This window comes from Janthinobacterium pasteuri, assembly GCF_051380775.1.
Lineage (GTDB): Bacteria > Pseudomonadota > Gammaproteobacteria > Burkholderiales > Burkholderiaceae_D > Janthinobacterium.
This window is the reverse complement of the sequence record NZ_JBNYXS010000020.1, coordinates 46,185-69,396: the sequence shown is the minus strand read 5'-3', so window position 1 is coordinate 69,396 and position 23,212 is coordinate 46,185. Positions and strand designations below refer to the sequence as shown.

The window sequence follows — 23,212 nt, the reverse complement described above, 5'->3', positions numbered from 1 at the left end:
GCGACTGCCATGACTGAACTTAAGAATACCGAGCGCGAACTGCATTTTTTCCGCATGCGCCTGACCATCCTGGGCGCGCTTGTCTTCGTCTGCTTTTCGTTGCTGCTGGCGCGCTTCATCTGGCTGCAGGTGATCAAGCACGAGGACTACGCGACCAAGGCCGAAGACAACCGCATCGCCGTGGTGCCCATCGTGCCCACGCGCGGCTTGATCCTCGATCGTAACGGCGTGGTATTGGCGCGCAATTACTCGGCCTATACTTTGGAAATCACGCCATCGAAATTGAGTGCCAGCCTTGATTCGGTGATCGACGAGCTGTCGACCCTGGTGCAGATCGACATCAAGGACCGCCGCCGCTTCAAGAAGCTGCTGGAAGACTCGAAGAATTTTGTCAGCGTGCCGCTGCGCACGCGCCTGACGGATGAGGAAGTGGCGCGCTTCACGGCGCAGCGTTTCCGCTTCCCCGGCGTGGAGGTACAGGCGCGATTGTTCCGCCAGTATCCGATGGGCGAGGTGGCGTCGCACGTGGTGGGCTTCATCGGACGCATCAACCGCAATGAAGCCAAGGGACTGGAAGAGGGCGAGGACGCGGCCAACTACAACGGCACCGACCATATCGGCAAGGAAGGCCTGGAAAAAAGCTACGAAAAGCAGCTGCATGGCACCACCGGCTACGAAGAAGTGGAAGTGTCGGCCGGCGGGCGCGCCATGCGCACCCTGTCGCGCACGGCAGCGACGCCTGGCAACAACCTGATCCTGTCGATCGACATCGAACTGCAAAAAGTGGTCGAGGAAGCGTTTGGCGAATGGCGCGGCGCGGCCGTGGCGATCGACCCGGCCACGGGCGATATCCTGGCCTACGTCTCCAAGCCTGGCTACGACCCCAACCTGTTCGTCGACGGCATCGACCAGCAAAGCTGGAATGAACTCAATACCTCGCTGGACCGGCCGATGGTGAACCGTCCCCTGTCCGGCACCTACGCGCCCGGCTCGACCTTCAAGCCATTCATGGCGCTGGCCGCGCTCGAATTGGGCAAGCGCACGCCGAGCCAGTCGATCTCCGATCCCGGTTTCTTCATCCTGGGCGGCCACACCTTCCGCGACGACAAGGTGGGCGGCCATGGCACGGTGGACATGCACAAGTCCATCGTCGTCTCGTGCAATACCTATTACTATCAGCTGGGCCGCGACATGGGCATCGATGCCATTCACGACTTCATGAAGCCGTTCGGTTTCGGCCAGCTGACGGGCATCGACCTGAATAATGAAAAGACGGGCGTGCTGCCGTCGACGGAATGGAAGCGCAACCGCTTCAAGACGCCGCAGCAGAAAAAATGGGTGGGCGGCGATACGATTTCGGTGAGTAACGGCTCCGGCTATAATTCCTACACGCCGCTGCAGATCGCCCACGCGACAGCCAACCTGGCCAATAACGGCGTGGTGATGAAGCCGCATCTGGTGAAGATCATCGAAGACGCAGCCACGCGCGCGCGCACCTTGACGGTACCGAAGGAAAGCTACCGCATCGCGCTCAAGCAGGAAAACATCGACACCATCAAGCGCGCCATGGTAGGCGTGACCAGCGAGCAGGGCGGCACGGCCGCGCGCATCTTTGCCGGTGTGCAGTACACGGTGGGCGGCAAGACAGGGACGGCGCAGGTGGTGGGTATCAAGAAAAACGAGAAGTACAATGCCAAACTGCTGGCCGAACGCCTGCGCGACAACGCCTTGTTTACGGCCTTTGCACCGGCCGACAAGCCGCGCATCGCGATTGCCATCGTGGTGGAAAACGCGGGCTTCGGCGCCGGCGTGGCTGCGCCGATCGCGCGCAAGGCGCTCGACTACTACCTGCTGGGCAAGCGCCCGAGCGACAAGGAAAAAGACACCACCAAGGTGCCCAAGGAAGATGTCGACGAAGTGCGCACGCTGGAAGAAATCACTGACGAGCAGGCCGCCCCGGCGCCGCCTGCCAGGCAATAAAGGAAGCACATGCCCATTAACGAGAGGCGCTCGCTGTGGCGGCGCGCCAAACCCTATCTGGCGGTGTTCGATCCGCCGCTGATAATCATCATCCTGATGCTGCTCAGCACCAGCCTGCTGACCCTGTATTCGGCCAGCATCGGCATCCCCGGCAAGATCGAGGACCACCTGCGCAACATCCTGCTGTGCTTTTTCGTCATGTGGGTGGCGGCCAACATCACGCCGCAGATGATGATGAGCATCGCCGTGCCCGCGTATACGGTATCGGTGATACTGCTGGTGGCCGTGGCGCTGTTCGGCACCATCAAGCTGGGCGCGCGGCGCTGGCTGCATATCGGCGTGATCGACATCCAGCCCTCCGAGTTCCTGAAGATCGCCACGCCACTGATGCTTGCCTGGTTCTTCCAGCATAATGCGGGCGCCCTGCGCTGGAAATCGTTCCTGATGGCGGCCGTGCTGTTGCTGGTGCCCGTCTACCTGATTGCGCGCCAGCCCGACCTGGGTACTGCATTGCTGGTGGTGGCGGCCGGCTTTACCGTCATCTTCCTGGCCGGCCTGTCGTGGAAGGTGCTGGCCGGCCTGCTGATCACCTTTGTTTCCTGCCTGCCGATCGCCTGGTCGCACCTGCATGATTACCAGCGCGACCGCGTAATGATGCTGATTGACCCGACCAAGGACCCACTGGGCAAGGGCTTCCATATCATCCAGTCCATCATCGCCATCGGCTCCGGTGGCATGACGGGCAAGGGCTGGACGCACGGCACGCAGGCCCACCTGGAATTCGTCCCGGAGCGCACGACCGACTTCATCTTCGCCGTGTATTCGGAGGAGTTCGGCCTGGTGGGTAATCTGATGCTGATGCTGATGTATTTGCTGCTGGTGGGACGGGGGATGATGATCGCCGCCAACGCCCCCAGTTTTTTCACTCGCCTGCTGGCAGGAGCGATAACAATGATTTTCTTTACGTATGCGTTTGTAAACATGGGCATGGTCAGCGGCATCGTGCCGGTGGTCGGCGTTCCCCTGCCTTTCCTCAGCTATGGCGGCACCGCGCTGCTGACCCTGGGCGTGGCCACCGGTATCCTGATGAGCATCCAGCGTCATCGCAAGCTGGTGCAGACCTGATGCGCGCGCCTGTCGACACCTTCGCCATGCGCGGGCTGAATGTTGCCACATTGCTGGCGGTCTTGCTGACCCTGGCCGCCTGCGGCACCACGCCGCACAAACCCGCATCGAACAACGTGCCGCTGCCTTCAGGCGGCAAGGTCAAGTCCCCCGTGCGCCAGGACCCAACCTTGCCGGCGCTGCCGGCGGCCGGCTCCGGGCGCGGCGGCTACTACAAGGATGACGGTCCGGGCGACAATCCGCCGGCCAACCTGCGCGACGTGCCCGATGCGGAGGTGCGCAACGAGCCGTATTCGACGCGCTCGAACCGCCCGTATGTCGTCTTCGGCAAGACGTATACGCCGATCACCGACAACGAACCATTCAAGCAGAAGGGCACGGGCACCTGGTATGGCAAGAAATTCCACGGCCAGCGCACTTCGTCGGGCGAAATCTACGATATGTACAAGATGACGGCGGCCCATCCGACCTTGCCGATTCCGTCGTATGCGCGCGTGACGAGCATCGACAGCGGCGAGCAGGTGATCGTGCGCATCAATGACCGCGGTCCGTTCCACGCCACGCGCGTGATCGACGTGTCCTATACGGCGGCGCTGAAACTGGGATTCCTGGGTAAGGGCAGCCACCAGGTGGTTGTCGAACGGTTGCTGCCGGCCGATATCGATGCCATCCTGGCGGCCAGAGCGGCGCCCAAGCCGGTGCCTTCCGTAGTGGCCATCTCCATCGATACGCCGGTGGAAACGGGCGCCGTGGTGCAGCCGGAAGTGTCGACGCAGATGCTGCCCGTCGATGCGACGGTGGCCATGCCTGCCCCGGCGACGCTGGCCAGCGGCTTTTATTTGCAGCTGGGCGCCTACTCGCGCGCCGACAATGCGGAATCGGGGCGTTCGCGCCTGGCGCCGTACGCGGCAGCCCTGGGGACGCTTGGGGTGGTGCAGGCCGGTAACCTGTTCCGCCTGTATGGCGGACCGTTCTCCAGCCGTGCCGAGGCAGCACGCGCGGCGGCTAATTTACCGGAATCGACGGGTATCAAGCCTATCGTGATCCAGCGATAGGCGCGCCTGATGGTGCAAAGCACCTGATAAAACCGTAGCGAGCGGCAGCGATTTGTGGCTAAGAAGCGCAGCTGTGCTGGGCACGGGGCCGCCGAGGCAGCGAGCATCGCCGGCCGCAAAGCGCGACGCGCAGTAGGTTTGGTCAGGTGCTTACTTGCAGCTGCGCAGTTCCTGGTCTGGGAACTGCGCCTTGATCTTTTCGAGGCGCGCGCGCGTGGCGGCGTCGAGGTCGCGGAACTGGTAGGCCATCTGCTTGCTGGTGCTGTAGCGCGGCGCGACGCGGGCGCTGTGCACGCCCTGTTTGTTAAGCGATGCCAGCTGGCTTTGCGCGCTGGTTTCCGACTTGAAGACACCCAGGGAGATGCCCCAGCGCAGCGAGCTGCCTTCGTTCATGATGAAGTAATTCGTCACGCCCAACTGCTTCAATTCACCGGCCTTGCGGTCGGCGCCTTCCTTGCTGCCCTGCGGCGGGATGTACACCATATAGCTGGAAATCTCCTGGCCGGCCACGTTGCGGCGCGACTGGCGGTCGCCCAGGTCCAGCGCTGCCACTTGTGCCTCGAAGCGGCGGCCGTCGGCCAGCAGGAAATTGCCCACCTCCGTGCAGGCATACGATAGCGGCGGTGTCGGCACCGCAGCTGCCTCGGTGGCCGGCGGCGCGGCGGGTACCGTGGCCTGCTCCTGCGCCAGCAAGGTGAGCTTGCCGGCCTGCAGCTGGTTTTTCAGGCGCGCCGGTTCGCGCGTTTCGCTGCGAAAACTGCCCAGATAGCCCTGGCCGATGGCCAGCACCAGCAGGTTGACACCGGCCAGCAGCCAGAAGACAAATTTCAGCATATGCGGTTTCCTTGTGTTCCTGCCGCGCCGGCGCGCGCGGCCGCCTGCAGGCCGATCATGACGACGTTGTCCACCAGCTGCAGCGGTACCGCCAGTGCCAGGGCCGGTGCGATACGCGGCGCGGCGCCGCCAGACAATAAACAGGCGCTGGCGCCGTGCATGCGCACGGCCCGTTCGATGGCGCCCGCCTGGGCCGCCAGGCAGCCGGAGAGGATGGCGTCGTCGGTGTTGTCGGCAAAACCGGCCGGCAGCATGGCGTCGCTGGCGATTTGCGGCAGCTGCGCCGTGTTGCGCGCCAGCGAGCTTGCCATCAGTCCCAGTCCCGGCAAGATCATCCCGCCGAGGAAAACACCATCGGCCGTGATGGCGTCGATAGTGGTGGCGGTGCCGCAATTGGCGACGATGACCGCCTGGCCAGGCGCCAACACCCGCGCACCGATGGCGGCGGCAAAACGGTCGCAGCCCAGTTGCGACGGCGCGCGGTAGCTATTCGTCAGTCCGGCCAGCTGCGGCAGCGAGACAAAGTCACAGGGTGCTACCGGCAGCATGGCGCGCAGGCGCATGCCGATGACATTGCCTGCCACGTTCGACAGCAGCGCTTCGCTGATGGCGAGTTTCTCCCATTGCGCCGCCAGGGTATCGATCTGCGCATGCATGACGGCGCCGCTGGCCAGCCAGCCGCCGACGGCACTCTCGGTCGTCACGAGTGCCCATTTGATGCGCGTATTGCCGGCGTCGATCAGCAGTAGCATGCGCTTACTCCCCGGTCAGACGCAGTGATACGTCGCCGGACATGATTTCCTGCAGAACGCCATCGCTGCGCAGCAGCAGGCGGCCCAGGTGATCCACGCCGGCCGCCACGCCTTGCTGCAGCAACTGGCCGTCGTCGAGGATTTTCACGTGCTGGCCCTGCCACGCATGCAGCGCGTTCCAGCGTTCGGCAAAGGGCGCGAAGCCCGTGTCGTCGAATTCGGTCAGCACGCCGGCCAGGCGGCTGAGCAGGGTCGCCACCAGCGTATTGCGCTCCATCTGCGCCAGCCAGGGCACGGCCGAGACGCTGCGCCCGATCTGCCGCTCCAGCGCATCGGGCATCAACAAATTGATGCCGCAGCCGATGACGGCCCACACGCCGTTGCCCTCGGGCGCCTGCTGCGTCTCGACGAGGATGCCGGCCAGTTTATGGCCATCCTTGAGCATGTCGTTCGGCCACTTTAATTGCACCGGCACGCCCAGCGCTGTCATGCTTTCTGCCAGCGCCACGCCGACGGCCAGCGGCAGGCCGACCAGTTGATGCAGCGGTCCCTTGAAGCGCCAGGCCAGCGAGAACATCAGGCTGGCATCGGGCTGCGACACCCAGGGCCGTCCGGCACGTCCGCGGCCGGCCGTCTGCTGGCCGGCGATGCGCAGGGTGGGGCCGGCCAGTGTGGCGCAGCGCGCCAGCAGGTCGGCGTTGGTCGATCCCGTTTCGTCGACCACTTCGATGGCCACGTGGGCGGCGCCCGTGGCGCAATGGGCGGCGATGGCCGCGCTGTTCAGGTCTGAGTGCTTCGTCATGGTGGTAAGTTCAGTTGCGCGCCTTGTGCGGCGCGTTGGCGAAGGCCATGTCGTAGACGGCATTGGGCAGCGCGCGCAGCAGCTTGGCAACGACGCCCATCTGCCACGGGATCACGCGGTAGCTGTCACCGTCGGCGATGGCGCGCGCGGCGCGCACGGCGAATTTTTCGGCCGGCATCAGGAAGGGCATGCGGTAGGCATTGTGGCGCGTCATCGGCGTGTCGATGTAGCCGGGCGTGATGGTGACGACCTTGACGCCGGCCGGCCTGAGTTCCAGGCGCAGCGATTCGCAGTAGCTGATGACGGCTGCCTTTGAGGCGCTGTAGGCTTCGGCACCGGGCAGGCCGCGTATGCCGGCCACGCTGCCGATACCCACCAGGCGTCCGCTTCCCTGGGTTTTCATGGCCGCGATGAAGGGCGCGAAGGTGGCGACGGTGGCCGTGACATTGATGGCCATCAGGCGCGCAAAGGCGTCCAGGTCTTCCGCGTGTTCGGTCAGGGTGCCGTACGACACGCCGGCGCTGGCGATGACGACGTCGATGCGTCCGGCGCAGGCGATAAAGTCATCTGCCGCGTTTTTCAGGGCGGCGTGGTCGCACACATCGACGGCGTAGGCGCGGTGGCGTTCCGGGTGGGGCAGGGAGGCGATCAGTTGCTGCAGCGCGTCGCCGCGGCGGGCCAGCAAGCCCAGTTGGGCGCCCTGGCGAGCGTACTGCAGCGCCAGGGCGGCGCCCAGTCCGCTCGACGCGCCCGTGATGAAAACGCTGTGCATCAGGCGATGCCCGGGCGCACCAGGGAAGTGGCCATGTTTATTTCTTTTCCGCTTTGGCTTTCGCGACCAGCACGTCCATCACGGTCAGTGCCTGGGCGTTCAGCTGCTCTTCGTTCTTGGCCGACTTGCTGCCCTGATCGGCCTGCGAAGGCGACGTGATGTAGCGGCCATCGATGGCGATCATGGGCCAGAACGTCACGTTATAGCCTTGCATCATGGCGTCCGCACGGCGCACGCGGGCCGAGATACCCATCGAACGGTAGGTGTCGATGAATTTCTGGCGGTCCACGCCCTGCTTGGCGACGAAGTCGAATACGGCATCGTCGGTAGCCAGGCGGTTGCGCTCCACGTGCATGGCCTGGAAGACGCTGGTGTGCAGCTTGTCGAGCAGGCCCATCGCTTGCAGGGTGAAGAACAAACGCTGTTGCGGCGCGACGCTGTCATCGCGCGACACGTGCACGCGCTTGAAGACGATATTGTCGCCCTGCTTCTTGACCCAGGCTGCCAGTTGCGGTTCGAGTACGTTGCAATGCGGGCAGTAATAGGCGAAGAATTCCGTCACTTCGATTTTCTTGCCCGATTCCGTCGCCTGCGGCGTGGTCAGGGTTTCGTATTCGACGCCGTTCTTCGGCTCGGCCGGCGAGGCCGACGCGCCCATGGCGGCAGTGCACAGGGCGGCGGCGAACAGGATCTTCTTCAGAAAGCGCATGCTGGTTCCTTATTTTTGGTTGCGCACGACGGCGACATCGATGCCATTTTCAGACAGCTTGGTGCGCGCGCGGTTCATCGCTTCGAGCTGGTTGAACGGTCCGATGCGCACGCGGTGCAGCACGCCGGCATCGGTGCTGCGGTCGCTGATGGCCGCTTCGAAGCCCAGCAGCGCCAGTTTGCCGCGCGTGCTTTCGGCGTCCGACATGTCATGGAAGGCGCCAGCCTGCAGATAGTAAATCCATTTTTCGCTGGCTGCATCGGCCCTGCTATCGGCTTTCACGTCAGCCTTGGCTTGCGCTGCCGGCGCGGCCGCCGGCGTTTTCGGCGCCGGCTTGTCCTTCAGGGTGCCGATCAATTCCTGCAGCGCATCCGGCGGCGGTGCCTTCGGCTGCTGTGCGGTGTTGGGCGCGGGTGCCGGCGCAGCTGGCTGCGTCGGCGTGACGATCTCGCGTGGCTCCTTGGAGAAGTCGCGCGCCGCTTCCTTGGCCGCTTCCTTGTTGCCGTACATCGGCTTGTTCGGGTCGGCGATCTGGCCGGCCGTCGGTTCGGCCGATTTGCCGGCCTTGCCCGACTTGTCAGTGAAGGGCGAGGCACCCTTAGTGATCACCAGGGCGACCACCACGGCGATGCCCAGGCCGATGACCAGGCCGATGATGATGCCGACCAGGGTATTGCCTTGCTGGCGCCGGGTCGAAGAGCGGCGGGAAGCGTTGGGGGAAGCGTGACTCATTGACGGTTTGACCTTCGCGATTACATTTTGTTTGGCGCGGACACGCCGATCAGTGCCAGACCGTTGCGCAGTACCTGGCGCGCGGCGATGACGAGAGCCAGGCGCGCCATCTTGATGGCTTCATCCTCGACCAGCACTTTTTCAGCGAAGTAGAAGCTGTGCAGATTGGCGGCCAGGTCGCGCAGGTAGAAGGCAACTTGATGCGGCCCCAGCTCCGCTTGCGCGCGCGCCAGCATTTTCGGGTAGGCGGCCAGGGTTGCCAGCAGGGTCGCTTCGGTCGGCGCCGTCAGGGGAGACAGGTCAACGCCGGCGACCGTGCTTGCATCACCACCCCAGTTTTCCAGGATGCGGCAGATGCGCGCATGCGCGTACTGCACGTAGTACACCGGGTTTTCATCGGTGGTTTTCAGCGCCACGTCGACGTCGAAGACGAATTCCGTGTCGGCCTTGCGCGAGATCAGGAAGAAGCGCACGGCGTCGCGGCCCTTGGCGATGTCACCGCCGCCCGACCATTCGATCAGGTCGCGCACGGTCACGTAGGAGCCGGCGCGCTTCGAGATTTTCACTTCTTCGCCGTCCTTCATGACGGTGACCATCTTGTGCAGCACGTAGTCAGGGTAGCCTTGCGGGATGCCCATGTCGACGGCTTGCAGGCCGGCGCGCACGCGCGCAATGGTGCCGTGGTGGTCGCTGCCCTGGATATTGATGGCTTGCACGAAGCCGCGCTGCCATTTCACCAAGTGATACGCCACATCCGGCACGAAATACGTGTAGGTGCCATCCGTCTTGCGCATGACGCGATCCTTGTCGTCGCTGAAGTCGGTGGTGCGCAGCCACAGCGCGCCATCCTGCTCATAGGTGTGGCCTGCCTTGATCAAGGTTTCGACCGCGCTATTGACCTTGCCGTCCGCGTACAGCGAGGACTCGAGGTAGTAATTGTCGAACTTCACGCCAAACGCCTGCAAGTCGATATCCTGTTCGTTGCGCAGGTAGGTGACGGCGAACGGGCGGATCGAATCGATGTCTTCCACGTTGCCGTTGGCCGTGGCAGGCTGGCCATCGCTGGCCGAGACGGTCTTGCCGGCCTTGAAGTCGTTGGCGATATCGGCGATGTAGTCGCCGTTGTAGGCGGACTCTGGCCATTCGGCGTCGCCCGGCACGAAGCCGCGCGCGCGCGCCTGAACGGAATTGGCCAGCGTCTGGATCTGCACGCCCGCGTCGTTATAGTAAAACTCGCGCGTGACCTTGTAGCCTTGCGCGTCGAACAGCGACGACAGGGCGTCGCCCAGGGCTGCCTGGCGGCCGTGGCCCACGTGCAGAGGGCCGGTCGGGTTGGCCGAGACGAATTCCAGGATGACTTGCTTGCCGGCACCTGCCGTGCTGCGGCCATAGCTGTCGCCTTCACACAGGATGGTCTTCACCACGGCCTGCTTGGCAGCGGCAGAGACGCGCACGTTGATGAAGCCGGGACCGGCGATTTCCACTGCCTCGATCAAGCCCTGGCCAGCCGGGTTGGCCAGCACGGCCGTGACGATGGTTTGCGCCAGTTCGCGGGGATTCTGTTTCAGCTGCTTGGCCAGTTGCATGGCGATGTTGCAGGCGACGTCGCCATGCGATGCATCGCGTGGTCGCTCGAGCACCACGGATGGCTCAAGCGAAGTGCCGGCCAGGACGGGAGCGAGGGCGGCCTGGAACAGGGCGATGATTTCTTGTTTCTGTTGGGCGAGCATGAGCAGGATGGCGGTGGAACCGCGTTAAGAATGAATAGAATGAATCAAAAAGCAAAACGGACGGCAAGTACCCAAGCCGCCCAGACTGCGTTAATTATACTGGTTTGCCGGCGGGAACAATACGCTTGCCGGCAAGGCCCCCGTGCCGGCGTATTTCACGATATTATCAGGACAACATGCCAATGTTGGTGCATGAAAACATCAGCATGGCGCATTCTGCTTGTATATATGCAGTTTTTTGCCGCAAATTGCCCATATCGCTGCAATCGCTTGGGCCAGAGGGCGCCACAAACGCTACAATCGACCCTTTATTGATGACGCGCGGCCGCGTATTTGCCTTCATGCCGCCAGCCGCGCGCAGCCACACCGGATAATTATGAACAAGCGCCCCACGCTGAAATTGAAAACCAAGCCGGCGCCAGGCCAGGCTCCTGCCCCTGCCGCACCGAAATTGCGTCCCAGCTACCATCCCGACCTGAAACAGGTCTTGCAGCCAGGCTTCCAACCCGATTTGCGCGCCGACTCGCTGGCATTTTGCCTGCTGGGTGCCGCCAATGCCGTGGCGCAAGTGCGCACGGGCACGGCCCTGCCGCAGGCGCTGGCCAAGGTGTTTGCGCAATCGAACGCCAGTCCGCAGGCGCGCGGCGCCATCCAGGATATTTCCTACCGCACCATGCGTCAGCTGGGCCGCAGCGAAACCCTGGTTGGCCTGATGACATCAAAGGCGCCCGAGCCGCCGATGCTCGCTGCCCTGCTGTGCTGCGCGTTGTCCCTGATGTCGGCCGAGCCGGGCGAGCAGCCGTACGAAGAATTCACGGTGGTCGACCAGGCTGTCACGGTGGCCACCTCGCATCCTGACCTGGCGCATGCCAAGGGCATGGTGAATGCCGTTTTGCGCCGTTTCTTGCGCGAGCGCAAGTCCTTGCTGGAAGCGGCCCTGCAGCAACCTTTGGCGCAATGGAATTATCCGCAGTGGTGGATCGATTCGCTGCGCCTGGCCTATCCGCGCGACTGGCAAGCCATTCTGACGGCCGGCAATGCCGTGCCGCCACTGACCCTGCGCGTGAATCGCCGCAAGAGCACGGTTGAGGCGTATCTGGCCGTGCTGGCAGAGGCGGGCATTGCCGCGCGCCAGGTGGGACCATTTGCCGTGCGGCTGGACAAGCCCATCGGCGTGGCGCTGATTCCCGGCTTCGAGCAAGGCGTCGTCTCCGTGCAGGATGCCGGCGCACAACTGGCCGCACCGCTGCTGGACTTGCAAGATGGCATGCGCGTGCTGGACGCCTGCGCGGCGCCCGGCGGCAAGACCTGCCACATCCTGGAACTGGCCGACGTGCAGGTCACCGCCATCGATGCGGATGCCAAGCGCCTGCCGCGCATCGCTGAAAACCTCGAGCGCCTGGGCCTGGACGCCACCTTGAAGGCGCAGGATGCGCAATCGAGCGCGTGGTGGGACGGCCAGCAGTACGACCGCATCCTGGCCGACGTGCCGTGCACGGCCTCGGGCATCGTGCGTCGCCATCCCGACATTCGCTGGTTGCGCCGCAAGGGCGATGCGTTCCAACTTGCAACACTTTCCTCCAAAATTCTGGACAACCTGTGGCAGATGCTGCGCCCCGATGGTAAATTGCTGTTCGTGACATGTTCATTGTGGCCGCAAGAGTCCGAGGCCCAGGCGGCGGCATTTGCGGTGCGCAATAATGCGACCCGATTGACAGCGCCTGGCCAGCTGTTGCCGACTGGCAGCGCGGAGCAGGACCATGACGGCTTGTTCTATGCGCTATTCCAAAAAAATGCGGCTTGAGCGATTCGTCGAACCTTTTCCTACGGACACCACCGGCACACTTGTGACAACACGACTCTTCCGACTCCTGGCCCTGCTGCTGATGCTGGCATGTACCATGCCACGCGCGCATGCCGCCGATATGGTCGAGATCACCCGTGCCTACATCGAGTCGGGCGAAGAGGGCTACAAGCTGGCCGCCACGTATTCCTTCGAGCTCAATCACGACCTCGATGATGCGGTACAGCATGGCGTGCCGCTGTATTTCACGACGGAAATCGAACTGAGCCGGCCCCGCTGGTACTGGTTCGATGAAAAAGCCATCGTGGCGCGCCAGACCAGCAAGCTGTCCTACAACGTGCTCACGCGCCAGTACCACGTGTCGGGCGGTGCCTTGCAGCAAAGCTTCCCCACCCTCGATGACGCGCTGTTCCTGATCCGCCGTCCCAGCCGCTGGCTGGTGGCGCGGCGCGGCGAGCTGAAAGTGGGGCAGACGTATAACGTCACCTTGCGCATGGGCATGGACCGCGATTACCTGCCCAAGCCGATACAGGTCAATGCCTTCAATAACAGCGACTGGCGCCTGGCTTCGAATAAAAAAACCTTCTTGTACACGGCGGAGTAGTGAGTCAAGCATTGCGCTATCTGCTGGTGGTGGGCGGCGGCATTGTCAGTATCCTGCTGTTCCTGCTGGCGTCGGCTTCCGACAATTCCGGCTTCTTCGACCGCTATTACACCTGGCTGCTGGGCCTGAACGCCGCCGTGGCAGTGTCCCTGCTGGCGCTGGTGGGCATTTCCCTGGCGCGCCTGTACGCGCGCTACAAGAGCGGCAAGTTCGGCTCCAAGCTGATGACGCGCCTGGTGATGCTGTTCGCTGCCGTCGGCATCCTGCCGGGCCTGGTGATTTTCCTTGTCTCCGTGCAATTCGTTTCCCACTCCATCGAATCCTGGTTCAACGTCAAGATTGAAGCGGCGCTGGAATCGGGGATTGAGCTGGGCCGTGCCGGCCTCGATGCGGCCCTGGTCGAGCTCGACCACCGGGGCCACAAGGCGGTCGAGGAACTGGGCGCCGACCCGGTGGCCGGTCCGGCCGTGCTGACCAGCCTGCTGCGCGAAGAGGGCATGCAAAATGTCATGATCGTCAGCGGCGACGGCGTGCTGCTGGCCAGCGCCGGGCCGCACAGCGCGGCTGACTTGCCCACGCCGGCCATGCTGGTGCAAGCCGCTTTGCCGGCCGGCTATGCCTCCGCCGAAGGGGGCCTGGAATTGCACGACGATGGCACGGAGTCCGGTGGCGGCGGTTTCCGCGCGGGCACGCCGGCATCGCTGGAAACGGCGGCCAGCCTGCGCCTGCGGGTGCTGGTGGCTGTGCCGGGTCCCTCCGTGTCGCCCCGCTACCTGCAACTGTTGCAAGCGGTGCCGCCCAAGCTGGCGACGAATGGCGAGGTGCTGCGCGCCGCTTACAGTGAATACAAGGAACGTTTCGTCGCGCGCGTGGGCTTGCGCAAGATGTACATGGAAATCCTCACCCTGACCTTGCTGCTGGCCATTTTTGGCGCCATCGGCAGCGCTTTCCTGATCGCAGGGAACCTGGCCCAGCCGTTGTTGCTGCTGGCCGAAGGCACGCGCGCCGTGGCCGAGGGCGACCTGTCGCCGCGTCCCATTGTCGCCACCAAGGATGAACTGGGTACCCTGACGCAGTCGTTCAACATCATGACGCGCCAGCTGCTCGATGCGCGCACGGCCGTGGAAAGCAACCGCGCCGCGCTGCAAAACGCCAAGGCCCACCTGGAATCCGTGCTGGCGAATATGTCGGCCGGCGTGATGGTGCTCGACGGCGATTTCAAGCTGGTGACGTGCAATGAATCGGTCGAGCGCATCTTGCAGCATGCGGGCATGAGCATGGTGGGCCAGCCGCTGGTGCATATTGCTGGAATGGAAGAGTTTGGCTCGGCCATCATCAGTGCCTTCACGGCGCAAAGTGCGCAATCGGCGTCGGGCCGCAACCAGCAGCGGCTGCACTGGCAGCGCCAGATCGAGATTCCGCGCCGCTTGGGCAGTAGTGCCGACGAGCATGATATCACCCTGCTGGCGCGCGGTTCGCGCCTGCCGCTGGAGTCCGGCAGCGGCTACATCGTCGTCTTCGATGATATTTCCGACGTCATTTCTGCGCAGCGCTCGATCGCCTGGGGCGAGGTGGCGCGCCGCCTGGCGCATGAAATCAAGAATCCGCTCACGCCCATCCAGCTGTCGGCCGAGCGACTGCAGATGAAGCTTGAAGGCAAGCTGGAGCAGCCGGATGCCGACCTGCTCAACCGCGCCACCACCACCATCGTCAAGCAGGTCGATGCGATGAAGCGCATGGTCGATGACTTCCGCGACTATGCGCGCACGCCGCCGGCCGTGCTCACGCCGTTGCGCCTGAATGAACTGATTGAGGAAATCCTGAACCTGTACCTGCGCGGCGATGATGGCGACATCATCCACCCGCAACTGGCGCCGAATCTGCCGATGGTGATGGGCGATCCGACCCAGTTGCGGCAGGTGATTCATAACTTGTTGCAGAACGCACAGGACGCCATGGCCGACCTGCCGCCGGACTCGCCGCATCCGCGGATTGACGTAAGGACGGAAGCAATTCATTATCGCAGTGCGGACGGTGGCGTGAATATCGCCGTGCGGCTGGCCATCACCGACAATGGCCCTGGTTTCGCGCCAAAAATCCTGGCGCGCGCCTTCGAGCCCTATGTGACGTCGAAGGCGCGCGGCACGGGATTGGGCCTGGCGATGGTAAAGAAAATTATCGATGAACATGGCGGACGCATCGATATCGAGAACCGGGTCGACGGCAATGGCGCTTCGGTGGTCATTTTGCTGTTAAAGTTAGCTCCCGACACTCCTGCCCAAGAATTCCTGGCGTGAGGGTCTGGTTTAGTATTTAAAACACTAATAAAATCATAGCTGTCCGCCGTGTGCATCTTGTGCACGAGGGCCGGCGAAATGAGGAAGGCAAGACACGAATGGCAAACATACTCGTAGTGGATGATGAAATGGGTATCCGTGAGTTGCTCTCGGAAATATTGGGCGACGAAGGACATGCTATCCAGCTGGCCGAAAATGCGCAGCAGGCGCGTGAAGCGCGTGCCGCCGGTGCGCCGGATCTGGTACTGCTCGATATCTGGATGCCCGACACCGATGGCGTGACCCTGCTCAAGGAATGGCAGCGCGACGGCTTGCTGACCATGCCGGTGATCATGATGTCGGGCCACGCCACCATCGATACGGCGGTCGAGGCGACGCGCATCGGTGCCATGAACTTCCTGGAAAAACCGATTGCCCTGCAAAAACTGCTGAAAGCGGTCCAGCAAGGCTTGACGCGGGCACAGGAAACCGTGCGCGCGCCGAGCGTGGCGCCGCGTCCCGTGGCACCCGTGGTGGCCGAGGAAAGCAGCCATCCTGTGCCCAACTTTGGCGGCAGCGCGCCGCAACAACTGATGGTGCGCCCAGGCATCCCCGTACCGGCGGTGGCCGAAGGCCATGGCTACAACCTGTCGTTCGACTTGCCGCTGCGCGAGGCGCGCGACGCGTTCGAGCGCATGTACTTTGAACACCATCTGGGCCGCGAAGGAGGCAGCATGACCCGCGTGGCGGAAAAAACGGGCCTGGAACGCACCCATTTGTACCGCAAGCTGAAACAGCTGGGCGTCGAACCGGGCAAGCTGGCCAAGAAAAGCCTGTGACGACAGCCGTGCGGCGTCCGACGCCGCTGACCCTGGTCAGCGGTGGACGCGCCGCCGAGCGCGAGGCAGCCATCGCGCAAGCCTTGGCGCCGGACCAGCCGGCCGCCGTGATCCTCGAAGGACTGGCTGATGGCGGCGCCATTCTGGCCGACCTGGCCGAACAAATTTCTCCTTCTCCATCGTTTCCACTGCAACTTTTGCGCATTGCGCCTGGTTGCCTGTGCTGCAGCGGCAATCTCGTATTGCGTGTAACATTGAATCGTCTGCTGCGCCATCCTCCCGCGCGCTTGTTCATCAGCCTGGCCGACGCCACGCACATCGAACAGTTGCGCACCTGGCTCACTGCCAGTCCCTACGATGCCCTGCTGGCGCTGCAAGCTGACATAGTAGTTGCCTGACGATCTCCTGATGGAATTACCGCAGTTGCCTTTGCATCTCGTTACAACTCTGCAGCCCGCCGGGTGGCATGGCGCTTGAAATGGCGCCGTATAGCCCCACCTCTGTTCTGAAACCGCAGGAGCTTCTCCTGCCTGAGCGAAGGATGCAAAATGAACTTGATCTATAACAGCGAACAATACAGCGTCGTGGAATTCGGCGCCGACATCGACCTCGAAGCCCTGCGCTTTGGTGGTTATGAAATCGTCGACAAGGGCGGCAAGCGTGAAACCTTCATCGCCGGCATCCTTGCGCAAAACTTCCGCCGCGACGTCACGGAATTGATCGCCAGCGAACCCAGCATGGAAGAGATCGATGAATTTTTGGGCAGCTATGATTCCCTCATGAGCCAGCCCGTGCTGTTGCACTGACTGGATGGCTATCGCCACCATACCAATCCGTCTGACGGCATGGTATGGTGGCTGTGTTACCCTGCTGCAAACAGACCATGTGCCAACTTCTCGGAATGAATTGCAATGTCCCCACGGACATTGTCTTTAGTTTTACCGGCTTCGCCATGCGCGGCGGCCAGACCGATACCCACCATGACGGCTGGGGCATCGCTTTTTTCGAGGGCGCCGGCGTGCGCCATTTCGTCGATCACCAGGCGGCCATTGCCTCGCCGGTGGCCGAACTGATCAAACGCTATCCGATCAAATCCCGCAATGTCATTGCGCATATCCGCAAGGCCACGCAAGGCCAGGTGGCGCTGGAAAACTGCCACCCCTTCGTGCGCGAACTGTGGGGCCGCTACTGGGTGTTCGCCCACAATGGCGACTTGAAGCAATTCCATCCCGTGCTGACGGGCAGTTACCGCCCCGTCGGCTGCACGGACAGCGAGCTGGCCTTCTGCTATCTGCTGCAGGAGCTGCATGCGCGCTTTGGCGACGCACCGCCGGCGTTGCCGCAACTGCATGCCGCCCTGGCGCAGTTGTTGCCCAGCATCGCGGCCCACGGTACCTTCAACATGATGCTGTCGAGCGGCGAGGCGCTGTTTGCCCATTGCTCGACCAGCTTGCACTATCTGGTGCGACAACATCCGTTTCCAACTGCTAAACTCTCCGATGAAGACCTGAGCGTGGACTTTTCCCAGGTAACGACGCCCCAGGACCGCGTGGCAGTGATCGTTACCCAGCCGCTGACGACGAATGAGCAATGGACGGCGTTTGCGCCGGGCGAATTGAAATTATTTGTCGACGGGATGGTGCAAGACACGCGAGCGGCCTAATTTGTTGACGACAATACGCTTGATTGCTGCCAAAATACCCACAGCGCGGGTGAAATTCAGCTAAAGTATTGTCAATAGTGAACCTTGATGCGGGCGCGGCGCGGCCGGTGTCACTCGACCTGATTGATGAAGACTTAATGATCGATATTTCCAGCAACGACATCACCCCGAAACCCTTGCGTGTGCGCGAGTTCTATCTGGGGCGACAACCTATCCTTGACCGCAATCAAGCCCTGTTTGGCTATGAGTTGCTATTCCGCAACGCCCCGGTCGGTCCCGCCAACATCACCAGCGACCTGTCCGCCACGGCATCCGTGATCGCCCACGCTTCCCAGCTGGGCATGGAAAAGGTCATCGGCGACGGACTCGGTTTCGTCAACGTCGATGCCGACGTGATCATGAGCGACATCTTTGTTTTCCTGCCGCGTGAAAAAGTCGTGCTGGAAATCGTAGAATCGATGCCCGTTACGCCGGAAGTGCGCACGCGCATCAGCGAACTGGCGAGCCATGGTTTCACCTTCGCGCTGGAAAACGTGGTGGCCGATACGTCGCAAGTGCAGCAGCTGTTGCCTCTTGTGCAATATGTAAAAATGGATATGAGCACGGTCGACCCGAAGGTGCTGGCAGCGCTGGCCCCCCGTTTCAAGCAGGAGCAGAAGAAACTGGTGGCGGAGAAGGTCGAGACGCGCGAAGAATTCAAGTCTGGTCTGGACCTGGGCTTCGATTATTTCCAGGGTTATTATTTTGCCAAGCCCGCCATCATGACGGGCAAAAAACTGTCGCCGTCGCAACTGGCCGTCATGGAACTGATGACCCTGGTCACGTCCGACGCCGACAACATGGATATCGAGCGCGCCATCAAGCGCGACGTGTCGCTGGCCCTGAACCTGCTGCGTCTGGTCAATACGCCCGCCGTGGGCGCGCGTCAGCGCATCGATTCGCTGAGCCAGGCGGTGACCGTGCTGGGCCGCCGCCAATTGCAGCGCTGGCTGCAAATCATGCTGTACGCGGAGCCAAGCAAGCGCGGCCATAGCATGACTCCGCTGCTGATGCTGGCCACCACGCGCGGTCGTTTGCTCGAATTGCTCGCGCATAAACTGCGTCCGAACCACGCCCACTCGGCCGATATCGCGTTTACGGTCGGCATCATGTCCCTGATGGATACCCTGTTCGGGGTGCCGATGTCGGTAATCCTCAGCCAGATCGAAGTGATCGATGAAGTGGCCGAAGCGCTGCTGTCGCGCGAAGGTTTCTACGGCGACCTGCTGCGCCTGGCCGAATGCATCGAGCGCATTGAAGACATGGAAGGCGAGATCGTGCCGACCTTGCGCGACCTGGCCATGTCGCCGGACGACCTGGTGGAGCTGGAAATGGCGGCCTATGAATGGAGCGATAACGTAGTGCGTTATGCCCTGTAATTGGCATAGCTAACCATATCAAGAGCCCCGCCCGGCATTGCCCGGCGGGGCTTTTTAACGCCAGTAGCTGCGCTATGCTGCGGCGCCGGGCCAGTGCTTGTGCAGCTCGCGGTCGGTACGCAATCTCCACAGGGTCAGCACGACGACGGCGGTACCGACGAGCAACGCGTTCCACATGACGATGCGCTGTTCGGTTAGTGGGTTGCGGCGCGCGATAAGTTCCGCGCGCCCTGTGCCTACCTTGTGCTGATCATGACAGATTGGGCGCCAGCCAGCGTTCCACGTCCTCGATGTTGGCGCCACGGCGCTTGGCCATGTCTTCCACCTGGTCCATGCCGATCTTGCCGACAACGAAGTATTTCGACTCCGGGTGGGCAAAATAGAAGCCGGAGACGGCTGCGCCGGGGAACATGGCATACGATTCCGTCAGTTGCATGCCGATTTCCTCGGCCTGCATGACCTCGAACATCTCTTTCTTGACGGTATGCTCGGGGCAGGCGGGGTAGCCGGGCGCGGGGCGGATGCCGACATATTTTTCGCCGATCATGTCGTCGTTGCTCAAGTGCTCGTCCGGCACATAGCCCCATAAATCCTTGCGCACGCGCTCATGCAGGTATTCGGCAAACGCTTCGGCCAGGCGGTCGGCCAGGGATTTTAACATGATGGACGAGTAATCGTCGTGCGCATCTTCGAAGCGCTTTTCGTATTTCTCGATGCCCAGGCCGGAAGTGACGGCGAACATGCCGATGTAATCCTTCACACCCGATGCCTTCGGCGCAATAAAGTCGGCCAGGCACTGGTTCGGCCGCTGCACGCCGTCGACCACGGGTTTGACGCCCTGCTGGCGCATGCCGTAATAGGTGAACGCCACCGTACTGCGCGTATCGTCCGTGTACACCTCGATATCGTCGTCATTGATGCTGTTTGCCGGCAGCAAGGATACGACGCCATTGGCCGTCAGCCAGCGCCCGTCGATGAGTTTTTTCAGCAAGGCCTGGCCTTCCGCGTATACCTTGGTGGCCGCGTCACCCACCACTTCATCGGTCAAGATGGCGGGGAAGGGGCCGGCCAGGTCCCAGGTCTGGAAGAACGGGCCCCAGTCGATATAGTTGGCCAGGGCGGCCAGGTCGACATTCTTGAACACGCGGCGGCCGATGAACTTCGGTTTCACGGGGGTGCACGGGCCATCGAAGGGCACGATCATCCTGTTGGCGCGCGCTTGCGCCAGAGGCAGGATGGGCAGCGCCTTCTTGTTGGCATGCTGCTCGCGGATGCGCGCGTAGTCGAGTTCGATGTCTTCCACGTACTTGTCGCGCTGTTCCGGCGTCAGCAAGGATTGCGCCACCGAAACGGAACGCGAGGCGTCCGGCACGTAGATCACGGGGCCGTCGTAGTTGTGCGCGATTTTCACCGCCGTGTGGGCGCGGCTGGTGGTGGCGCCGCCGATCAGGAGGGGGATTTTCAGCATGCGGAAATGTTCATCGCGCTGCATTTCCTTGGCGACATACGCCATTTCTTCCAGCGACGGCGTGATAAGGCCCGACAGGCCGATGATGTCGGCATTTTCCACCTTGGCGCGCGCGAGGATTTCCGAGCACGGCACCATCACGCCCATGTTCACCACTTCGAAGTTGTTGCATTGCAGAACGACGGTGACGATGTTCTTGCCAATGTCATGCACGTCGCCCTTGACGGTGGCCATGATGATCTTGCCCTTCGGCTTGGCGACAATACCCGTGCGCTTTTCTTCCAGCAGCTTTTCTTCCTCGATGTACGGAATCAAATGGGCCACGGCTTGCTTCATCACGCGCGCCGATTTCACCACTTGCGGCAGGAACATCTTGCCCTGGCCAAACAGATCGCCGACCACGTCCATGCCGGCCATGAGCGGCCCCTCGATCACGTGGATGGGACGGCCGCCATTGTGCAATAGCTCCTGGCGCGCCTCTTCCGTGTCTTCGACGATGAATTGCGTGATGCCATGCACCAGCGCGTGCGACAGACGCGCCTGCACCGTGCCTTCGCGCCAGGCCAGGGTTTGCGCTTCGGCCTTGCCGCCCGCCTTCAGGGTGCCGGCAAATTCGATCATGCGCTCGGTCGAGTCTTCGCGGCGGTTCAGCACCACGTCTTCCACGCGCTCGCGCAATTCCGGGTCCAGATTGTCGTACACGCCCACCATGCCGGCGTTGACGATACCCATGGTCATGCCGGCCTTGATGGCGTGGTACAGGAACACGGTATGGATGGCTTCGCGGGCCGGATCGTTGCCACGGAAACTGAACGAGACGTTCGATACGCCGCCCGAGATCTTCGCATACGGCAAGTTTTCCTTGATCCAGCGCGTGGCGTTGATGAAGTCGACGGCGTAATTATTGTGCTCTTCGATGCCGGTGGCGACGGCAAAGATGTTCGGGTCGAAAATGATGTCTTCCGGCGGGAAGTCCAGCGCATCGATCAATAAATGGTAGGCGCGCGCGCAAATCTCGATCTTGCGCTCGAAGGTGTCGGCCTGGCCTTTTTCATCGAAAGCCATGACGATCACGGCCGCGCCATAGCGGCGGCACAGCTTGGCCTGGCGCAGGAATTCTTCCTCGCCTTCCTTCATGGAAATCGAGTTGACAATGGCCTTGCCCTGCACGCATTTCAGGCCCGCTTCGATGACCGACCATTTCGATGAGTCGACCATGATGGGCACGCGCGAAATATCGGGTTCCGAGGCGATCAGGTTCAAAAAGCGCGTCATGGCGGCCAGCGAATCGAGCATGGCCTCGTCCATGTTGATGTCGATCACTTGCGCGCCATTTTCCACTTGCTGGCGTGCCACGGACAGGGCTTCGTCGTATTGCTCGTTAAGAATCATGCGCGCGAACGCCTTCGAGCCCGTGACGTTGGTGCGCTCGCCCACGTTGACGAACAGCGATTCTTCGTTGACGACGAACGGTTCGAGGCCGGCCAGGCGCAAGTCATGCGACGGTGCAGGCACGGTGCGCGGCGTGTTTTTCGACAGCAGCTCTCCGATGGCGGCGATGTGCTCGGGCGTGGTGCCGCAGCAGCCGCCCGCCATGTTCAAAAAGCCCGCGTCGGCGAATTCGCGCAGCAGGGCGGACGTGTCGGCTGGCAACTCGTCAAAGCCCGTGTCGCTCATGGGATTGGGCAAGCCCGCGTTCGGGTAGATGCACACGAAGGTGTCGGCGATCTTGGCCAGCTCTTCCGCGTACGGGCGCATCAGGGCGGCGCCCAGCGCGCAGTTCAGGCCGATGGTCAGCGGTTTCGCGTGGCGCACGGAATTCCAGAAGGCGGGCACGGTCTGGCCCGACAGGATGCGTCCCGACGCATCCGTGACGGTGCCGGAAATCATCAGCGGCAGACGCACGACGGTCGGATTCTGCTCGTAGAACAAGTCGATGGCGAACAGGGCCGCCTTGCAGTTCAAGGTGTCGAAAATGGTTTCCACCAGCAGCACGTCGGCCCCGCCTTCCACCAGACCCTGCGTCTGCTGCAGATAGGCCGCCACCAGCTGGTCGAAACTGACGTTGCGCGCGGCCGGGTCGTTGACGTCGGGCGAGATCGATGCCGTCTTCGGCGTGGGGCCCAGGGCGCCGGCGACGAAGCGCGGCTTGTCCGGGGTGGAATACTTGTCGCAGGCGGCACGCGCCAGCCTGGCCGCCTGGACGTTCATTTCATAGGCCAGATGGGCCATGTGGTAATCATCTTGCGCGATCGTCGTGGCGCCGAAGGTATTCGTTTCGATCAGGTCGGCGCCCGCCGCCAGGTAGCGCTCGTGGATTTCCTGGATGATGTGCGGCTGCGTCAGGGTCAGCAGCTCGTTATTGCCCTTGACGAACAGTTCACGCGCGCCACTATCGGCCGGCGCGGCGAAATCGATGAAGCGGCCAGTTGGCCCGCCCCGGTATGCCTCTTCGTCGAGCTTGTATTGCTGGATGATCGTGCCCATCGCGCCGTCGAGGATCATGATCCGCTGCGCCAGAATGGCGCGCAAGGTGGCTTCGGTCGGGGACATGGCGGGGATCACGGTATCGTTCATTTCATGCTTTCAATAGGCAAACGGGCGGCGGCGCGGCGACAAGACAGTGACGAGGCGGTTGCGGGTCAGCCT

19 protein-coding genes are annotated in these 23,212 nt (G+C 62.5%); 11 read left to right on the top strand and 8 right to left on the bottom strand.

The features are described 5' to 3' along the window. The first annotated feature begins 9 nt into the window (after positions 1 to 9). The 3 genes from mrdA to ACQ4WN_RS19275 are packed head-to-tail and all read left to right on the top strand — an operon-like array spanning position 10 to position 4,160. Positions 10 to 1,980 carry a penicillin-binding protein 2 gene (mrdA, locus tag ACQ4WN_RS19285; RefSeq protein ID WP_436552973.1) on the top strand — a complete coding sequence of 657 codons (1,971 nt, stop codon included), beginning with the start codon at positions 10 to 12 and terminating at the stop codon, positions 1,978 to 1,980. A gap of 9 nt (positions 1,981 to 1,989) precedes the next feature. Further along, positions 1,990 to 3,105 (top strand): rod shape-determining protein RodA, encoded by a 1,116-nt coding sequence (gene rodA / locus ACQ4WN_RS19280; RefSeq protein WP_436552972.1) that lies wholly within the window; start codon positions 1,990 to 1,992, stop codon positions 3,103 to 3,105. Then, a complete protein-coding gene (locus ACQ4WN_RS19275) occupies positions 3,105 to 4,160 on the top strand; it encodes a septal ring lytic transglycosylase RlpA family protein (protein WP_436552971.1) in 1,056 nt (351 codons plus the stop codon). Before rodA ends, ACQ4WN_RS19275 begins: the two co-directional genes overlap by 1 nt. Positions 4,161 to 4,310: 150 nt before the next feature. Here ACQ4WN_RS19275 and ACQ4WN_RS19270 read toward each other — a convergent pair whose 3' ends face one another. Genes ACQ4WN_RS19270 through argS form a run of 7 tightly spaced genes read right to left on the bottom strand, consistent with a single transcriptional unit; the run spans position 4,311 to position 10,491 of the window. Continuing rightward, entirely contained in the window at positions 4,311 to 4,994 is a 684-nt protein-coding gene (locus ACQ4WN_RS19270) for an SPOR domain-containing protein (RefSeq protein WP_436552970.1), read from the bottom strand. Then, on the bottom strand, positions 4,988 to 5,746 hold the full coding sequence (locus tag ACQ4WN_RS19265; protein ID WP_436552969.1) for a type III pantothenate kinase: 759 nt from the start codon (positions 5,744 to 5,746) through the stop codon (positions 4,988 to 4,990). The genes ACQ4WN_RS19270 and ACQ4WN_RS19265 overlap by 7 nt, the downstream gene beginning before the upstream one ends. A 4-nt stretch (positions 5,747 to 5,750) precedes the next feature. Then, positions 5,751 to 6,548 carry a biotin--[acetyl-CoA-carboxylase] ligase gene (locus ACQ4WN_RS19260; protein WP_436552968.1) on the bottom strand — a complete coding sequence of 266 codons (798 nt, stop codon included), beginning with the start codon at positions 6,546 to 6,548 and terminating at the stop codon, positions 5,751 to 5,753. Between the two features lie 10 nt (positions 6,549 to 6,558). Beyond that, positions 6,559 to 7,320: an SDR family oxidoreductase gene (locus ACQ4WN_RS19255; RefSeq protein WP_436552967.1), complete on the bottom strand. Its 762-nt coding sequence runs from the start codon at positions 7,318 to 7,320 to the stop codon at positions 6,559 to 6,561. A 37-nt stretch (positions 7,321 to 7,357) separates the two neighbouring features. Continuing rightward, positions 7,358 to 8,029, bottom strand: a complete 672-nt coding sequence (locus tag ACQ4WN_RS19250; RefSeq protein ID WP_436552966.1) for a thiol:disulfide interchange protein DsbA/DsbL — start codon at positions 8,027 to 8,029, stop codon at positions 7,358 to 7,360. Positions 8,030 to 8,038: 9 nt separating this feature from the next. Beyond that, positions 8,039 to 8,761, bottom strand: a complete 723-nt coding sequence (locus ACQ4WN_RS19245; RefSeq protein ID WP_436552965.1) for an SPOR domain-containing protein — start codon at positions 8,759 to 8,761, stop codon at positions 8,039 to 8,041. 20 nt (positions 8,762 to 8,781) lie between these two features. After that, positions 8,782 to 10,491, bottom strand: coding sequence for an arginine--tRNA ligase (argS, locus tag ACQ4WN_RS19240; RefSeq protein ID WP_436552964.1), 1,710 nt, complete (start codon positions 10,489 to 10,491; stop codon positions 8,782 to 8,784). A 376-nt stretch (positions 10,492 to 10,867) separates the two neighbouring features. Between argS and rsmB the strand changes: the two genes are divergently transcribed. From rsmB to ACQ4WN_RS19200, 8 genes are all read left to right on the top strand, one after another. After that, complete coding sequence (rsmB, locus tag ACQ4WN_RS19235; protein WP_436552963.1) at positions 10,868 to 12,295, top strand: 16S rRNA (cytosine(967)-C(5))-methyltransferase RsmB; 1,428 nt, start codon at positions 10,868 to 10,870, stop codon at positions 12,293 to 12,295. Continuing rightward, complete coding sequence (locus tag ACQ4WN_RS19230; RefSeq protein WP_436552962.1) at positions 12,267 to 12,899, top strand: DUF4390 domain-containing protein; 633 nt, start codon at positions 12,267 to 12,269, stop codon at positions 12,897 to 12,899. Before rsmB ends, ACQ4WN_RS19230 begins: the two co-directional genes overlap by 29 nt. Next, positions 12,899 to 15,196 (top strand): sensor histidine kinase, encoded by a 2,298-nt coding sequence (locus ACQ4WN_RS19225; protein WP_436552961.1) that lies wholly within the window; start codon positions 12,899 to 12,901, stop codon positions 15,194 to 15,196. The genes ACQ4WN_RS19230 and ACQ4WN_RS19225 overlap by 1 nt, the downstream gene beginning before the upstream one ends. A 98-nt stretch (positions 15,197 to 15,294) precedes the next feature. After that, positions 15,295 to 16,014, top strand: coding sequence for a response regulator (locus tag ACQ4WN_RS19220; protein ID WP_436552960.1), 720 nt, complete (start codon positions 15,295 to 15,297; stop codon positions 16,012 to 16,014). Then, positions 16,011 to 16,412, top strand: a complete 402-nt coding sequence (locus ACQ4WN_RS19215; RefSeq protein WP_436552959.1) for a GTPase — start codon at positions 16,011 to 16,013, stop codon at positions 16,410 to 16,412. Before ACQ4WN_RS19220 ends, ACQ4WN_RS19215 begins: the two co-directional genes overlap by 4 nt. A 150-nt stretch (positions 16,413 to 16,562) precedes the next feature. After that, complete coding sequence (locus ACQ4WN_RS19210) at positions 16,563 to 16,820, top strand: BTH_I0359 family protein (RefSeq protein ID WP_436552958.1); 258 nt, start codon at positions 16,563 to 16,565, stop codon at positions 16,818 to 16,820. 77 nt (positions 16,821 to 16,897) lie between these two features. Beyond that, on the top strand, positions 16,898 to 17,677 hold the full coding sequence (locus tag ACQ4WN_RS19205) for a class II glutamine amidotransferase (protein ID WP_436552957.1): 780 nt from the start codon (positions 16,898 to 16,900) through the stop codon (positions 17,675 to 17,677). 137 nt (positions 17,678 to 17,814) lie between these two features. Then, complete coding sequence (locus ACQ4WN_RS19200; RefSeq protein ID WP_436552956.1) at positions 17,815 to 19,095, top strand: EAL and HDOD domain-containing protein; 1,281 nt, start codon at positions 17,815 to 17,817, stop codon at positions 19,093 to 19,095. 250 nt (positions 19,096 to 19,345) lie between these two features. Here the strand turns inward: ACQ4WN_RS19200 and metH are convergent, their stop codons facing one another. Next, entirely contained in the window at positions 19,346 to 23,140 is a 3,795-nt protein-coding gene (gene metH / locus ACQ4WN_RS19195) for a methionine synthase (RefSeq protein WP_436552955.1), read from the bottom strand. Positions 23,141 to 23,212: the final 72 nt, after the last annotated feature.

Coding starts and splice junctions, on each gene's coding strand:
- argS (WP_436552964.1), bottom strand. CDS start 10,491: ATGCTCGCCCAACAGAAACAAGAAATCATCGCCCTGTTCCAGGCCGCC.
- ACQ4WN_RS19250 (WP_436552966.1), bottom strand. CDS start 8,029: ATGCGCTTTCTGAAGAAGATCCTGTTCGCCGCCGCCCTGTGCACTGCC.
- rodA (WP_436552972.1), top strand. CDS start 1,990: ATGCCCATTAACGAGAGGCGCTCGCTGTGGCGGCGCGCCAAACCCTAT.
- ACQ4WN_RS19200 (WP_436552956.1), top strand. CDS start 17,815: ATGATCGATATTTCCAGCAACGACATCACCCCGAAACCCTTGCGTGTG.
- ACQ4WN_RS19270 (WP_436552970.1), bottom strand. CDS start 4,994: ATGCTGAAATTTGTCTTCTGGCTGCTGGCCGGTGTCAACCTGCTGGTG.
- rsmB (WP_436552963.1), top strand. CDS start 10,868: ATGAACAAGCGCCCCACGCTGAAATTGAAAACCAAGCCGGCGCCAGGC.
- ACQ4WN_RS19210 (WP_436552958.1), top strand. CDS start 16,563: ATGAACTTGATCTATAACAGCGAACAATACAGCGTCGTGGAATTCGGC.
- ACQ4WN_RS19265 (WP_436552969.1), bottom strand. CDS start 5,746: ATGCTACTGCTGATCGACGCCGGCAATACGCGCATCAAATGGGCACTC.
- ACQ4WN_RS19230 (WP_436552962.1), top strand. CDS start 12,267: ATGCGCTATTCCAAAAAAATGCGGCTTGAGCGATTCGTCGAACCTTTT.
- ACQ4WN_RS19205 (WP_436552957.1), top strand. CDS start 16,898: ATGTGCCAACTTCTCGGAATGAATTGCAATGTCCCCACGGACATTGTC.
- ACQ4WN_RS19220 (WP_436552960.1), top strand. CDS start 15,295: ATGGCAAACATACTCGTAGTGGATGATGAAATGGGTATCCGTGAGTTG.
- metH (WP_436552955.1), bottom strand. CDS start 23,140: ATGAACGATACCGTGATCCCCGCCATGTCCCCGACCGAAGCCACCTTG.
- ACQ4WN_RS19275 (WP_436552971.1), top strand. CDS start 3,105: ATGCGCGCGCCTGTCGACACCTTCGCCATGCGCGGGCTGAATGTTGCC.
- mrdA (WP_436552973.1), top strand. CDS start 10: ATGACTGAACTTAAGAATACCGAGCGCGAACTGCATTTTTTCCGCATG.
- ACQ4WN_RS19245 (WP_436552965.1), bottom strand. CDS start 8,761: ATGAGTCACGCTTCCCCCAACGCTTCCCGCCGCTCTTCGACCCGGCGC.
- ACQ4WN_RS19260 (WP_436552968.1), bottom strand. CDS start 6,548: ATGACGAAGCACTCAGACCTGAACAGCGCGGCCATCGCCGCCCATTGC.
- ACQ4WN_RS19255 (WP_436552967.1), bottom strand. CDS start 7,320: ATGCACAGCGTTTTCATCACGGGCGCGTCGAGCGGACTGGGCGCCGCC.